General features: G+C 71.5%; 13 protein-coding genes. 7 read left to right on the forward strand and 6 right to left on the reverse strand.

Annotation, left to right across the window (positions count from 1 at the left end; genetic code table 11):
• Positions 1–60 precede the first annotated feature (60 nt).
• Positions 61–1,584 carry an AMP-binding protein gene (locus AB0M30_RS19180; RefSeq protein WP_364585330.1) on the forward strand — a complete coding sequence of 508 codons (1,524 nt, stop codon included), beginning with the start codon at positions 61–63 and terminating at the stop codon, positions 1,582–1,584.
• Here AB0M30_RS19180 and AB0M30_RS19185 read toward each other — a convergent pair.
• The 5 genes from AB0M30_RS19185 to AB0M30_RS19205 all read right to left on the reverse strand — a co-directional run bounded on the left by AB0M30_RS19185 (position 1,581) and on the right by AB0M30_RS19205 (position 6,448).
• Complete coding sequence (locus AB0M30_RS19185) at positions 1,581–3,899, reverse strand: molybdopterin-dependent oxidoreductase (protein WP_364585331.1); 2,319 nt, start codon at positions 3,897–3,899, stop codon at positions 1,581–1,583. The genes AB0M30_RS19180 and AB0M30_RS19185 overlap by 4 nt on opposite strands.
• 11 nt (positions 3,900–3,910) lie before the next feature.
• The gene (locus AB0M30_RS19190) at positions 3,911–4,936 is read right to left on the reverse strand and encodes an LLM class flavin-dependent oxidoreductase (protein WP_364585332.1); all 1,026 of its coding nucleotides are present in this window, start codon (positions 4,934–4,936) and stop codon (positions 3,911–3,913) included.
• Complete coding sequence (locus tag AB0M30_RS19195) at positions 4,933–5,424, reverse strand: SRPBCC family protein (RefSeq protein ID WP_364585333.1); 492 nt, start codon at positions 5,422–5,424, stop codon at positions 4,933–4,935. Before AB0M30_RS19195 ends, AB0M30_RS19190 begins: the two co-directional genes overlap by 4 nt.
• Positions 5,425–5,494: 70 nt before the next feature.
• The gene (locus AB0M30_RS19200) at positions 5,495–5,998 is read right to left on the reverse strand and encodes a helix-turn-helix domain-containing protein (RefSeq protein ID WP_364585334.1); all 504 of its coding nucleotides are present in this window, start codon (positions 5,996–5,998) and stop codon (positions 5,495–5,497) included.
• 60 nt (positions 5,999–6,058) lie between these two features.
• Positions 6,059–6,448, reverse strand: a complete 390-nt coding sequence (locus tag AB0M30_RS19205; protein ID WP_364585335.1) for a cupin domain-containing protein — start codon at positions 6,446–6,448, stop codon at positions 6,059–6,061.
• A gap of 43 nt (positions 6,449–6,491) precedes the next feature.
• Here AB0M30_RS19205 and AB0M30_RS19210 point away from each other — a divergent pair, with 43 nt between their 5' ends.
• Positions 6,492–7,457, forward strand: coding sequence for a helix-turn-helix domain-containing protein (locus AB0M30_RS19210; protein ID WP_364585336.1), 966 nt, complete (start codon positions 6,492–6,494; stop codon positions 7,455–7,457).
• Here AB0M30_RS19210 and AB0M30_RS19215 read toward each other — a convergent pair.
• Complete coding sequence (locus AB0M30_RS19215; protein ID WP_364585337.1) at positions 7,414–8,031, reverse strand: TetR/AcrR family transcriptional regulator; 618 nt, start codon at positions 8,029–8,031, stop codon at positions 7,414–7,416. The two genes, AB0M30_RS19210 and AB0M30_RS19215, sit on opposite strands and share 44 nt — an antisense overlap.
• Before the next feature lie 70 nt (positions 8,032–8,101).
• On the opposite strand from AB0M30_RS19215, the gene AB0M30_RS19220 reads away from it, so the two are divergent.
• The 5 genes from AB0M30_RS19220 (at position 8,102) to AB0M30_RS19240 (ending at position 13,175) form a co-directional block, all read left to right on the forward strand.
• Positions 8,102–8,566 (forward strand): GNAT family N-acetyltransferase, encoded by a 465-nt coding sequence (locus tag AB0M30_RS19220; protein ID WP_364585357.1) that lies wholly within the window; start codon positions 8,102–8,104, stop codon positions 8,564–8,566.
• Between the two features lie 97 nt (positions 8,567–8,663).
• Positions 8,664–9,560 carry a hypothetical protein gene (locus AB0M30_RS19225; protein ID WP_364585338.1) on the forward strand — a complete coding sequence of 299 codons (897 nt, stop codon included), beginning with the start codon at positions 8,664–8,666 and terminating at the stop codon, positions 9,558–9,560.
• A gap of 231 nt (positions 9,561–9,791) precedes the next feature.
• The gene (locus AB0M30_RS19230; protein ID WP_364585339.1) at positions 9,792–10,121 is read left to right on the forward strand and encodes a hypothetical protein; all 330 of its coding nucleotides are present in this window, start codon (positions 9,792–9,794) and stop codon (positions 10,119–10,121) included.
• Positions 10,122–10,209: 88 nt separating this feature from the next.
• Complete coding sequence (locus AB0M30_RS19235) at positions 10,210–11,604, forward strand: MDR family MFS transporter (protein ID WP_364585340.1); 1,395 nt, start codon at positions 10,210–10,212, stop codon at positions 11,602–11,604.
• 83 nt (positions 11,605–11,687) lie between these two features.
• Entirely contained in the window at positions 11,688–13,175 is a 1,488-nt protein-coding gene (locus tag AB0M30_RS19240) for an alpha/beta hydrolase (protein WP_364585341.1), read from the forward strand.
• Positions 13,176–13,464: the final 289 nt, after the last annotated feature.

Genomic DNA, 13,464 nt, shown 5'->3' on the forward strand with positions numbered 1-13,464 from the left:
CGTGGTCCAGCGAACCACATCGGACTGGTGCGGGCATCCAGGAAGGGTCATCATCGGAGGATGTTCTTCGATCTGGGTGTCCGGGACTTCCTCGACCGCGCGGAAACGGTGTACCCGGACCGCGTCGCGGTGGTCGACGAGCCGGACCAGCCCGCGCCGAGCTGGGGATCGCTCACCTACCGCGAGGTGGCGCGCCGGGCCCGCGCGCAGGCCGCCAACCTCGACGCGCTGGGCGTGCCGGCCGGCGGCCGCGTGGCGATGGTGTCGCACAACGCCGCGCGGCTGCTCGTGTCGTTCTTCGGCGTGTCCGGCTGGGGCCGGATCCTGGTGCCGGTGAACTTCCGGCTGGCTCCCGCCGAGGTCAAGTACATAGTGGAGCACTCCGGGGCGGAGGTGCTGATCGTCGACCCGGAGCTGGCGCACCTGCTGGACACGGTGACGGCGAAGCACGTGTTCGTCATCGGCCGCGACGACGACGCCATCTGGGGCGGCGACGGGACGCCCCGGCCCTGGGCCGGCGACGAGACGGCCACCGCCACCATCAACTACACGTCGGGGACGACCGCCCGGCCGAAGGGCGTGCAGCTCACCCACCGCAACATCTGGCTGAACGCCGCCGTCTTCGGCCTGCACACGACGTTGAGCGACCACGACGTCCTGCTGCACACCCTGCCGATGTTCCACTGCAACGGCTGGGGCATGCCGTACGCGGTGACCGGCCTCGGCGGGCGGCACATCGTGCTGCGGAAGGTCGACGGCACCGAAATCCTGCGGCGCATCGACGAGCACGGCGTGACGATCCTCTGCGCGGCACCCGCGGTGGTCACGGCGGCGCTCGACGGTGCCGCGAGCTGGGAGGGCGAGATCCCCGGCCGCGATCGCGTCCGGATCGTCGTGGCCGGCGCACCACCGCCGACGCGCACGATCGAACGGGTCCGGGCGGAGCTGGGCTGGGAGTTCATCCAGATCTACGGGCTCACCGAGACCGCGCCGCTGCTGACGGTCAACCGGATGCGCAGCGAGTGGGCGGAGCTCGACCCGCACGAGCAGGCCCGGCTGCTGGGCCGTGCGGGAACGCCGGCGCTGGGCGTCCGGATCGCCGTGGACACCGACGGCGAGGTGCTCGCCCAGTCGAACCACAACCTCGACGGCTACTGGGAGAACCCTTCGGAAACCGCGCGGGTCACCGAAGGCGGCTGGTTCCACACGGGCGACGGCGGCGCGTTCGAAGACGGCTACCTGACGATCGCGGACCGCAAGAAGGACGTGATCATTTCGGGCGGCGAGAACGTGTCGTCGATCGAGGTCGAGGACGCGCTGAACTCGCACCCGGCGATCCGCGAGGCCGCGGTGATCGGCATCCCGGACCGGAAGTGGGGCGAGCTGGTGACGGCGCTGGTCGTGGTCGACGGGGACGTCACGGCCGAGGAACTGATCCAGCACTGCCGCGGGTACCTGGCGGGGTACAAGTGCCCGAAGCGGATCGAGTTCCTGGCCGAGCTGCCCCGGACGGCGACGGGCAAGATCCAGAAGTTCAAGCTCCGGGAGCCGTTCTGGCAGGGTCAGTCGCGGCAGGTCAACTAACGGGCGGTCCGTCCACTCGCGACGGTTTCGCGGACGCGCGCGCTGTCCGCCTCCGCGCGCGCCCGCTCCTCTTCGGTCGCCGGTTCCAGGCGCGCCGGGACGTCCTTGTGGTGCGGCGTGCCCGCGATCGGGTCGCGATCGAGCGCGTCCGTCAGGAGGTTGATCCGCGGGCCGCTGACCACGCGGCGGCCGTCGGCGGCCGGGTGGGCCATGCCGTAGCCGTGCGGCAACGCGAGCTGGCCCGGCCGCATCGCGGGGTCGGCCTCGGCGCGGACGACCACCCGGCCCGCCGGCGTCACGACGGCCACCCAGTCCCCCGGGGACGCGCCGATCGACGCCAGTTCTTCGGGACGCGCGCGCAGGGCGCCGTCCGGATCCGTGCGGCGCCAGCGCGGGTCACGCAGGATCTGGTTCGCGTTGTGCGCCCGCCGCTGCCCGTTGACCAGCGAAAACGGGAACGCCGGGTCGGGCCGTTCGGCGGCCGGGTCCAGCGCGGCCAGCCAATTCAGCAGCTCCGGTACCGCCAGCCGGATCCGCGAGCGGCGCAGCAGGCTCCACACTTCGTCCTGCTCGTGCGCCGAAAACGGCGTCGGACCGGCCAGCACCCGCTCGAAGAGCTCTTCCCCGAGCTGCGGACCGGTGGCCGGGCTGCCCAGCGCGCGCTGCACCGGCACGGTCATCGTCTTCGCCGCGCGGTGGCAGCCCGCCCAGAGCGGCGCGATCGACGCCGCGCCGTCGGGCAGCGACGCGCCCAGGGTGCGGTAGAGCAGCACCGGCAGGATCGCCGCGCGCTCCGGCATCGCCCGGACCAGCGCGCCGATCCCCGCCTGCAGCTCGGAACGCGGCCCGGCGGCCAGCGAAGCGAGGACGCCGGACGGCGGCAGCACGCCCAGCGCGTCGAAGAGCCGCGCGTAGATCTCGGCCTCGACGAGCGTGCCCGGCAGCGGATCCAGCAACGGCCGTCGCAGCTGGAAGTAGTTCGTCGGCCAATCGAAGGTGAAGAGCGTGAACTCCCACTTCTCGTGCTGGGACGCCGCGGGCAGCACGTAGTCCGCCAGCGCGGCCGTCTCGGTGTAGGCGACGTCGACGACCACGGACAGCTCCGCGGCCTCCAGCGCGCGCTCGACGTCCCGTGTCCCGGCGAAGGTGTTGGCCGGGTTCGACGATTCCACCCACACCGCGCGGACGTGGTTCGGGTGGTCGGCGAGCACCTCCTCGGCGAGGGTGTTCGCCGGCAGCAGGCCGCCGATGTACTCGAAACCGGTGATCTCGGAGCGCTGTCCGGTCGTCGAGCCCCACAGCGGCAGCAGCCACGAGTGCAGGTTGTTCGTGCCGCGCCGGCCGAAGTGCCCGGTGAGCAGGTACAGCAGCTTCTCGAGGTAGCTGTTGAGCGTCGAGTGCCGGCCCTGCTGGATGCCCAGCTCGACGCGCACGGTCATCGCCTGGGCCGCGCACATCAGGTCGACGGCCCGCTCGACGTCCACACGGGACACTTCGGCGTGCGCGATCCACGCGTCCACCGGCACTTTCGCCAGCACGGCGGCGACCTCGTCGAACCCTTCGGTCCGGTCCGCGAGGAACCGCTCGTCGGCGGCACCCCGCTCGAGCAGCAGCGCCAGGATCGCGCCCAGCAGGTAGGCGTCGGTGCCGGGGCGCAGCGGGAGGTGCAGATCGGCCATCTCCGCGGTCTCGGTGCGCCGCGGATCGAGCACGATCATCCGCCGGTCCGGGTCGTTCTTGAGCGTGTTGAGCGCCTGGCGGGCGTTGTTGAACCCGTGCGCCTGCCAGGGGTTGCAGCCGAGCACGACGAGCAGGTCGCAGTGCTCGACGTCCTCGGCGGTGTGCACGAGGGTCGAGCCGAACAGCTGCCCGTTGACCCAGAAGTCGCCGGTCTTCTCCTGCGACAGCGCGTTGAAGTGCCGCGTCGAGTTCATCCACTTCAGCAGCGACGTGCCGTACGCGCCGCCGGAGTGGTTGCCCTGGCCACCGCCGCCGACGTAGGCGAACGAGCCGGGCCGCCCGGCCGCGGTGTCGGCGTCCCGGATCGCGTGCAGCTTGGCCGCGATCTCGGTGAGCGCGGTGTCCCAGCCGATCGGCTCGTGCGTGCCGTCGGGACGCCGGCGCAGCGGCGTCGTCAGGCGGTCTTCGTGGTCGCCGTAGAAGGTCAGGCGCTGCGCCTTCTGGCAGAGGTAACCACCCGAGCGCGGGTGCGCCTTGTCGCCGCGGACGCGGGTGATCTTCCGGCCGTCGAGCTGCACCTCCAGCCCGCAGTTGAGGTAGCAGAGGCTGCACGCGGTGCGCTGCCACTCGCCCATGGCGGTCCCCTTCACAGCAGGTCGAGCGCGCGACCCAGCGTCGTCAACCGCGCTTCGAGCGTTTCGCCGGCCGGGTAGAGCCGGACGGTGTCGATGCCGGTGGCACGCCAGACGCGCAAGCGTTCCCGCACCATCTCTTCGGTGCCGAGCAACGTCGTGCCGAGCACCATTTCGTCGGTGACGAGCGCGGCGGCGCCGTCGCGGTCCCTGGCCTGCCAGCGCTCGCGCACCTCGGCGGCGACGTCCGCCCAGCCCTGGCGGCTGTAGGCGTTGTTGTAGAAGTTCGTGCTGGCCGAGCCCATTCCGCCGAGGCTGAAGGCCAGTTCCTTCTTGCGGCTGGCGATCAGATCGCGCAGTTCGGCTTCGTTGTCGGCGAAGGCGACTTCGGCGCCTTGGCAGACGTCGATGTCCTTGCGCTGCCTCCCCGCCTTCGCGAGCCCGGCGTCGAGGTGGTCGAAGTACGCGTCGGCGCCTTCGGGCACGAAGCTGGTCCCGAGCCAGCCGTCCGCGACCTCGCCGGTGAGCTCGAGGAGCTTCGGCGACAGCGTCGCCAGGTAGATCGGGATGTCCGGGTTCGGCGCGGTGGACAGCCGCATCGGGCGGGCTTCACCGGGCAGCGGGATCTCGAAGGCGTTGCCGGAGAACGAAATCTTCTCCCCCGCGAAGGCTTGCCGGATGATCTGGACGGTCTCGCGCATCCGCGTCAGCGGCTTCGCGAACGGGACGCCGTGCAGGCCTTCGACGACCTGCGGCCCGGACGGCCCGAGGCCGAGCGCGAACCGGCCGCCGGAGAGGTCGGCGAGGGTGAGCGCGGCCTGCGCGATCGCGACCGGCGTCCGGGTGCCCAGCTGGATGATCCCGGAACCGAGCCGGATCCGGTCGGTGCGGGCGGCGAGGTAGCCGAGCGCGGACGGCGCGTCCGAGCCCCAGGCTTCGGCCACCCAGCAGACGTCGAGACCGAGTTTCTCCGCTTCCAGCACGAAGTCCAGCGTGGTGCGGGTGTCCGTGGAGAATTCGACGGTGGTCGCGGTCCTCATCGGTTTTCGATCCGGGTCTTGATCGCGGCGAGGTTGGTCCGCATCGCCGTCTCGAACTCCCGCATGCGGACGAAGACGATCTTCTGTTCCTTCTCCGGCATCCGGTCGATCGCGAACGACAGCCCGGACCGGCCGGGCCCCATCCGCATCCACTGGCTCAGGCGCGTGCCGCCGTTGTCCGGCTCGAGGGTGAACTTCCAGACGGCGCTGGGCTCCTCGGGATCCTGCACGGCCCACGCGAAGACGCGCGGCGCTTCGCACTCCACGACGTACGAGGTCGTCTCCCACTCGCCGAACGCGTCGTGCTTGCTGCGGCCGAGGAACTTGCGGCCTTCCTCGCACCACTCGACGGACTGGAGTTCCGCGCTCGTCTCGGGCATCAGCGTGATGTCCGAGACGACCGGCCAGACGTCCTCCGGCGCGGCGTCGATCCAGGTCGAGACCTCGGCCGTCGGCAGGTCGGCGTACCGCGCACCCGTCCACTCCATCGTGGTCGCACTCCCTTTCCCGAGGCTGCTGACCACGATAGTTGCGTAGATAGACCTACCCTGTCAACGGCTACTCCTGCCGCGCGAACCGCTCCTCGACGTCCGGGCGCCGCGCCAGCCGGGCCGGGAAGCCGGGGCCGCGGCGCATCCGCGTGTCGTCCGGGGTCATCGGTTCGCGGCAGTCGGCGCAGACGATCTCGGCGTGCGTGTCGTGCCCGCAGGCGAGGTGGTGCACGGTGATCGGCGGGCCGGCCTCGGCCGCGAGCCACTTGTCGCCCCAGCGGGTCATCGCGAGCAGCACGGGGTAGAAGTCGCGGCCCTTTTCGGTGAGCACGTAGTCGTGGCGCACCGGCTCGGTCTGGTACGGCACCTTTTCCAGCAGACCCTCGTCGACCAGCCGCTTGAGCCGGTCGGCGAGGGTGTTGCGCGCGATGCCGAGGGCCTGCTGGAACTCGTCGAAGCGGCGCACGCCGTAGAAGGCGTCCCGCAGCACCAGCGGGGTCCACCAGTCGCCGAGCAGATCCATGGTGCGCGCGATCGAGCACGGCCACTGCGCGAACGATGTCCGTTTCATGCGGCCGAGGGTACGCCGTCCCGGGATAGGACTCAGCAGGTCAGTCCGCGTGCTTCGACGTCAGACGAGGTGCCCGGTGGTCACGTCGACGTGGTCGGGGACCTCGTCGTGCACGTCGCCGACCGAGAGCGTCCCCGCCGGCTCGACGAGCAGCACACTCGCCCCCGCCTTCGACGACGGCTTGTGGAACGTCCCCTTCGGGACCACGAAGACCTGCCCGCGGCCGAGCGTGACCACCCGTTCCGCCGGATCGCGCAGGCCGATCTCGATCTCGCCGTCGAGGACGAGGAAGAACTCGTCGGTGTTCTCGTGGACGTGCCAGACGTGCTCGCCGTCGAACCGCGCGAGGCGGATGTCGTAGTCGTTGACGCGGGTGACGATGCGCGGGCTCCAAGCGGCGTCGAAGCTCGCGAGGACTTCGTTGAGGTCGATCGGGTTCATGCCGACCATCCTCGGCCTGGCTCCGGCGGCCGGGGAGTGCTAGGAATCGCACATGCCGCAAGAATTCTCGCACCGGGTCGCCGCGATCGTCACCGAAGAGTCGAACCCCTTCGAAATGGGCGTGGCGACCGAGCTGTTCGGCCTCCGCCGCCCCGAACTCGACCGGCCCTGGTACGACTTCACGCTCTGCGCGGCGACGCCGGACGTCCGGATGAACCTCGGCATGTTCACGCTGTCCGGCGTCGCCGGTCTCGAGGCGGCCGACACGGCGGACACCCTGATCGTCCCGGCCCGCCCGAACACCGGCGTCCCGACGGCCCCGGCGATCATCGCGGCGATCCGCCGGGCGGCCGGCCGCGGCGCCCGCCTGGTGAGCTTCTGCACGGGAGCGTTCGCCCTCGCCGAGGCGGGCGTGCTCGACGGCAAGCGGGCGACCACCCACTGGCAGTGGGCGGCTTCGCTGGCCGCGAAGTTCCCGCGGGTGCGGTGGGAACCGGACGTGCTGTTCATCGACGAGGGCAACGTCCTGACGGCGGCGGGCAGCGCGGCCTCGCTCGACCTGGGCCTGCACATCATCCAGCGCGACCACGGCGCCGAAGTCGTCAACGCGGTGAGCCGCCGCCTGGTGTTCACCGGCCACCGCGACGGCGGGCAGCGGCAGTTCATCGCGCGCCCGGTGCCCGCGGTGCCGGACACCTCGCTGGCCCCGGTCCTGGCGTGGGCCCTCGAGCGGCTGGACACGCCGTTGACGATCACGGACCTGGCCACGCGCGCGGCGACCAGCCCGGCGACGCTGCACCGCAAGTTCCGCGCCGAGCTGGGCACGACACCCCTGGCGTGGCTGACGACGGAACGGGTGACGTTGGCGTGCCGCTTGATCGAGCGGGGCGAGCTGCGGCTGGACCGCGTGGCCGCGTTGAGCGGATTCGGGACGGCGGCCAACCTGCGAGCGCAGCTGCGCCGCCACACGGGTCTCAGCCCGAGTGCTTATCGCCGTCGCTTCGGCCCGGCGGCGTGATCGCCGCGAGCGCCTCGGCCAGCGCGGCCCGCTGCAGTCGCGCGGGGTAGGTCTTCGGGTCGGCCGCGGCCAGGACGTTCAGCCCCTCCACCAACGCCACCAGGCTCTTCGTCGTCAGCTCGAGCCGCTCGTCCGTCCACTCCGGACGGCAGGCCGCCACCAGCCGGCGGACGCGGGCCAGGAACGAACGGTTCGCCGCCCGGTGGCGCTCGGCCAGGTCGTCGTCGGCCAGGGCCGCCGCCAGGAAGCCCACCCAGACCCGGGATTCCTCGTGGTGGCCGTGCGGGAGGTCCACCGCCTGGCCCAGCACCGCCGCGAGCGCGCCCGACGCGTCCGCGGCCGCCGCTTCGGCCGCGTCCGCGCGGACCGCCGTGCGTGCGTACAGCAGGTCACGTGCGTGCAGCAGCAACGCTTTCTTCGTCGGGAACGCGTGCATCACCAGGCCGGTGGTGCAGCCGGCGCGCTCGGCGACCGCGCGCAGGGTCAGCCCCGGCAGGCCGTCGGCGGCGAGCACCTCCCAGGTCGCGTTCGACAGCAGCTCTCGCTGCGCCTGGACGTCACGCTGCTTCGGCATCGAACCTCCTTCACGAGAAGCGTAACAGCTGCTACGGTAACGGCTGTTACGGAAAAGGGAGGCTGCCTTGATGATCGGTTGCACGCTGACGATCACCCCGGTGACCTGGGACGATCCCGACGCTGTCCGCCTGCGCGAAGCCCAGCGGACCGAACTCGACGCCCGCTACGGCACCGACGACCACGAACCCGGCGCGATGCCCACCGCCGAAACCGTCGCCGTGTTCCTGCTCGCGCGAGACGCCGGCGGCACCGCCGTGGGCTGCGGCGGACTTCGGCTGCTCGGCCCCGGATCGGGCGAGGTCAAGCGCATGTACGTCGAGCCGACGGCCCGCGGCACCGGCGTCGCGGCCGCCCTGCTGCGCGCCCTCGAAGACCACGCGCGAGGCCTGGGGATCACCCGGCTGCTGCTGGAGACCGGCACCGGGCAGCCGGACGCGATCCGGTTCTACCAGCGCGAAGGCTACGAACCGATCGAGGCGTACGGGCCGTACCGCGGCGAAGCGCTCTCGCGCTGCTTCGCCCGCGATCTGTGATCGGTTTTCCGATGACCGGCCCAGGCTGAGCTATTGGCGACCGGGTGCGCTCCGGGCCTACGGTCGAAGGACCGTCCCTCCACGAACCGGAGTTCCCTTGCGCATCAAGCAGATCGGCGTCGCGCTGGCCGCGGCCGCCGTCCTCGCCGTTCCGGCCGCACCCGCCCAAGCGGCGGCCAGGATCATCCCGCTCGACCTCTCCGCCGGGCAGCAGCCCGAGAACATCGCCCTGGAGCCCGACGGCTCCGCCGACCTCACTTTCGCCTACACCGGCGAAATCGGCCGGGTCACGCCCGGCGGCCGGATCGGCGTCATCGCCCGCATCCCGGTCCCCGCCGACGGCGATGTCCCGGTGGTGCACCGGAAACTGTTCCTCGGCGGCCTCGTCCGCGCCCCCGGCGGCGACCTGTACGTGGCCGTTTCGACCGGCACGGCCGCCACCGGCCTCTACCGCGTGCGCCCCGGGGCCGCGCCGGTGCAGGTGGCCGCCCTACCGCCTTCAGGGTTCCAGAACGGCGTCGCGCGCGACCCCGCCAGCGGCGACATCTTCGTCGCCGACTCGTTCGGCTCGGTCGTCCGGCGCGTCTCCCCTCGCACCGGCCAGGTCACCGACTGGGCCACCGGCGCACTGCTCGCCCCGGCCGGCGGCTTCGGCGCGAACGGCGTGAAAGTCCACGACGGCGCGCTCTGGGTGTCCAACCTGGATCGCGGCACGCTGGTCCGCTTCTCGCTCAGCGGAGCACCCGGCCGGGTCGTCGCTTCGGGTCTCGGGCCGGTCGACGACTTCGCCTTCCACGGCGAGGACGTCGTCGCGGCCGTCAACCAGGAGAACCGGGTCATCACGGTCAGCGGCGACCGGGTCCGGACCATTTTGTCCATTTCGGATGGCTTGGCCAACCCGACGTCGGTGGCCGTCCGCGGTGACACGCTGTATGTGGCCGACAGCGCGTACTTCGGCGGCTCACCCAACCTGCTGCGCACCCGGCTGAAATGACCGTGCATCCGCACGCCGATTGTGCACACGCTTTCCGTGATCTCCGGGAAACGGTTGCTGGGAACCAAATCCACCGGTAAGTTGGCGGACCCCGGTGTTCGGTCATCGGCCACCGGGGTTCGCGCTGCTCGGCGGAGCGGGGAGGCCACCGCCGAGAGAGCGCTTTCCGGCGGTAGGGGTCGCCGCCGGGTGCAGGAGGGAAGCAGTGCCTTGGTGTTGCGGGGAACGGTCATGGCCGAGCGCGTGACCGAGCCGTACGTGGTCGGCTTGGAAGCCATCGCGGGTGAGCTGCTGCGCGGCAAGTGGTGTGTCTACCTGCACGAATGGCTCGGGGACGAGCTGGATCTGCCGACCTGGCAGGCCGAGGTGGCCACCCACGCCGAGCACGCCGGCGTCGAGGTGTGCTTCGTCGAAATCCCGCGCAAGGACATGACGCTGGTGGCGAACGTGCGCGCCCTGCCGAGCTTCGAGCAGGTCACCGAGTCCGTGTCCGCCCTCGAGCACTACCGGGGGCTCAACGCGGGCAGCCGGAGCGTGGTTTTCCGCCGATCGGCCCAGTGACACGAGCGCGATCGCCGCGCCCGATCCGCCGGCCCGGCCGCCGGGCAAGGTTGACTTCAACCTTCCTGGAGCTTTTACCGTCGGCACCATGACCGCACTCCGCCCCGCCCCGCCGCCGATCCCGCGCACCGTCTGGATCGCGTCCGGGGTGATGGCCCTCGGCGGCTTCCTGGGCAACATGGACGCTTCGATCGTCGCCGTCGGGCTCGAATCGATGCGGGACAGCCTCGGCGTCGCACTCGTCGAGATCCAGTGGGTCGCGACGGCGTACCTGCTGGGCCTCTCGGCCGCGCTCCCGCTCACGCCGTGGCTCGGGCACAAGTTCGGCGCCGGACGGCTGTGGCTCGGCGCGCTGGCCGCGTTCCTGCTCACGTCGGTGGTGTGCGCCCTCGCCCCGGACGCGGGCACGCTGATCGCCGTCCGGGCCGTGCAGGGCATGGCCGCCGGCGTCATGGTCACCGCCGGGCAGACCGTGATCGGGCTGGCCGTCGGCCCGGAACGGCTGGGCCGCACCATGGGCACGCTCGCGCTGGTGGTCGGGCTCGCCCCGGTCGTCGGGCCGAGCGTCGGCGGCTTCCTGCTCGCGCACTTCTCGTGGCCGGTGCTGTTCTGGCTGAACCTCCCGATCGGACTGCTCGCGTTCGGCCTGGCGCTGCGGTACGTGCCGCGCGGCGACCGGCAGCAGCCACCGCCGATGGACTGGCGCGGCCTCGCCATGGTGTCGCTCGGCCTGCCGCTGCTCGTCTACGCGCTCACCGAACTCGCCGCCCCCAGCTCGCTCGACATCGCTCTCGCGGCCATCGGCGCCGCCGCCATGGGCCTGTTCACCTGGTGGTCGCTGCGCACCACCCACCCGGTGCTGCAGCTGCGGCTCGCCGCGCGGCCGGTGCTGGGCTCCGCGCTCGCGTCCGTGCTGCTCGGCGGCGCCGGGATGTTCGGCGCCGTCCTGCTGCTGCCGCTGTGGTTCCAGCTCCGGCTCGGCGCCGGGACCGCCGAGTCGGGCGTCCTGCTCGCGCCGATGGGCCTGGCCACGACGGTGTCCGTGGTCGTGGCCGGGCGGTTGACCGACCGCTACGGCGGCGGGACCGTCGCGCTCACCGGGTCACTGGTGGTGCTGGCGAGCACGGTGCCGATGCCCTGGCTCGGCCCGGAGACGCCGACGTGGCTCATCCAGGCCCTGCTCCTGGTCCGCGGCGCCGGGCTCGGGCTTTCCATCCTCCCCGCGTCGACGGCGGCGTACGCGTCGGTCGCCGCCGCCGAGCTCGGCCACGCCACCGCGCTGGTCAACATCGTGCTGCGCGTGGGCGGCGCCCTCGGCGGCGCGCTGTGCGTGATCGTGCTGTCCCGGGGCCTGAGCGCGGGCCCGGCGACCAGGTTCGGCTGGGCCTTCGGCGTGCTGGCGGCGCTGTGCGTGCTCGGCGCGCTGGCCACCGCCTGGCTCCGGCGGGCCGAGCGATCATCCACTGTGGACGTGAAGGCGTGACTCACCTGGGAAGCTGGCGTGATCACCGGATCGGTGATTTGCTGGAGTGGGTCGGGTACTGTCGGTGAGGGGGAGGACGGGCGATGGCGGGGGTGCGCAAGCGGCTGGTGACGGCCGCAGCGGTGACGTCGGTGTTGGGGAGCCTGCTGGCGGCAACGCCCGCTTCGGCTGCGGAATCCGTTGACTGGCAGCCGTGCGCCGACGCGCCCGGCGTCGACTGCGGCACGGTGACCGTGCCGGTGGACTGGGCGCACCCGGACCGGGGCACCATGTCCGTCGCGCTCGCCCGGCGCAAAGCCACGGACCCCCAGGCCCGGATCGGCTCGGTCCTGATGGACCCGGGCGGCCCCGGCGGATCGGGCACCGAGGAGGTCAAGTACGGCTGGTCGCTCTCGCCCGAGATCACCCGGCGCTTCGACACCGTCGGGTTCGACCCGCGCGGCGTCGGCGCCAGCACCCGGATCTCGTGCGGGCTCGAGGAACTGATCGCCGACCACCCGCGCGTGCCGCGCAACCAGGCCGAGTTCGACCAGCTCGCGGAGTACAACCGGAAGCTCGGCGAAAGCTGCAACCGCATCTCCGGGCCGCTGGGGCAGTTCGGCGACACGAAGAGCGTCGCGCGGGACATGGACGCCATCCGCGTCGCGCTCGGCGAGCCGAAACTGACCTATTACGGCGTTTCCTACGGCACGCTGATGGGTCAGCAGTACGCGGAGCTGTTCCCGGACAAGGTCCGCGCGCTCGTGCTGGACAGCAACATGGACCACTCGCAGTTCACCGCGGCCGAGTTCCTGCTCAGCGAAACGCGCTCGGTGCAGGCGGAGTTCGGCGAGTTCGCCGCCTGGTGCGCCCGCACGCCGAGCTGCGCGCTGCACGGCCGCGACGTCTCCAAGCTCACCCGCGACCTGCAGGACAAGGCCGCGCGCGGCGAGCTCAAGGACCCGCAGAGCGGAGAAGTGATCGAGCCGCTGGACCTCTCGTCGATCTTCCAGGGCAACTTCTACGCCCCGAGCTGGGCCACGCTCGCGACGGTGCTCAAGGCACTGGCGGACGGCACCGCACCGGCCGCATCGGCCCGGCTGCGCGACGACATCCCGATCAACTACGTCTTCCAGAGCGTGTTCTGCGACGACTGGCGCATGCCCGTGCACAACTTCGCGGAGCTGGAGACCTACCGCCGGGTGTCCGCGGCGTTCGCCCCGGACATCAAGGTGAACTCCCTCGGCTGGCGGGCGGTCACCGGCTGCATCGGCTGGCCGAACCGCACCAGCAACCCGCAGCACCCGCTGCAGGTGCACGGCGCACCCCCGTTGCTGGTGCTGAGCAGCCGGCACGACCCGGCGACACCGTACGCGTGGTCGCAGGCGGTGGCCCGCCAGACGGGCAACACGCTGCTGACCTACGACGGCTGGGGCCACGGCGCGTACTCCAAGAACAGCACGTGCGTAACGAAGGCGACCGACGACTACCTGATCACCGGAAAGCTGCCGGCGCCGGGGACCCATTGCGCGGCGGTCGAGCCACCGGCAACGGCTCTGGTCGCCCAACGGCCTTCGACGATCGGCTTCTGAGGCGTCCCGCAGCTTTCACCGCAGCTCGGTACTCGGGTTTTCAAGATGCGGCTTCGCCGTGGCGTGGGAAATCGGCGCTCCTCGTGGTTGGTTCGCGTTGTGGTCGATAGCGCCGATTCCCCACGCTTCGGTTTCCCTGCCGGACTTTCCGCTGTTCCACGGTTCGGACAGGGCTCACCCCTTACACCCCTTCGGTGACTGTTCAGGTCGTTTCTGGGCTGTGAACGGGACTGTGGGATGATCTTGTTGTGGGGGAAGGTGTTCGTCCGTCGTATGATGAGCTGGCCGC

This window comes from Amycolatopsis sp. NPDC051716, from assembly GCF_040681595.1.
GTDB lineage: Bacteria > Actinomycetota > Actinomycetes > Mycobacteriales > Pseudonocardiaceae > Amycolatopsis.

Coding starts and splice junctions, on each gene's coding strand:
- AB0M30_RS19180 (WP_364585330.1), top strand. CDS start 61: ATGTTCTTCGATCTGGGTGTCCGGGACTTCCTCGACCGCGCGGAAACG.
- AB0M30_RS19185 (WP_364585331.1), bottom strand. CDS start 3,899: ATGGGCGAGTGGCAGCGCACCGCGTGCAGCCTCTGCTACCTCAACTGC.
- AB0M30_RS19190 (WP_364585332.1), bottom strand. CDS start 4,936: ATGAGGACCGCGACCACCGTCGAATTCTCCACGGACACCCGCACCACG.
- AB0M30_RS19195 (WP_364585333.1), bottom strand. CDS start 5,424: ATGGAGTGGACGGGTGCGCGGTACGCCGACCTGCCGACGGCCGAGGTC.
- AB0M30_RS19200 (WP_364585334.1), bottom strand. CDS start 5,998: ATGAAACGGACATCGTTCGCGCAGTGGCCGTGCTCGATCGCGCGCACC.
- AB0M30_RS19205 (WP_364585335.1), bottom strand. CDS start 6,448: ATGGTCGGCATGAACCCGATCGACCTCAACGAAGTCCTCGCGAGCTTC.
- AB0M30_RS19210 (WP_364585336.1), top strand. CDS start 6,492: ATGCCGCAAGAATTCTCGCACCGGGTCGCCGCGATCGTCACCGAAGAG.
- AB0M30_RS19215 (WP_364585337.1), bottom strand. CDS start 8,031: ATGCCGAAGCAGCGTGACGTCCAGGCGCAGCGAGAGCTGCTGTCGAAC.
- AB0M30_RS19220 (WP_364585357.1), top strand. CDS start 8,102: ATGATCGGTTGCACGCTGACGATCACCCCGGTGACCTGGGACGATCCC.
- AB0M30_RS19230 (WP_364585339.1), top strand. CDS start 9,792: ATGGCCGAGCGCGTGACCGAGCCGTACGTGGTCGGCTTGGAAGCCATC.
- AB0M30_RS19235 (WP_364585340.1), top strand. CDS start 10,210: ATGACCGCACTCCGCCCCGCCCCGCCGCCGATCCCGCGCACCGTCTGG.
- AB0M30_RS19240 (WP_364585341.1), top strand. CDS start 11,688: ATGGCGGGGGTGCGCAAGCGGCTGGTGACGGCCGCAGCGGTGACGTCG.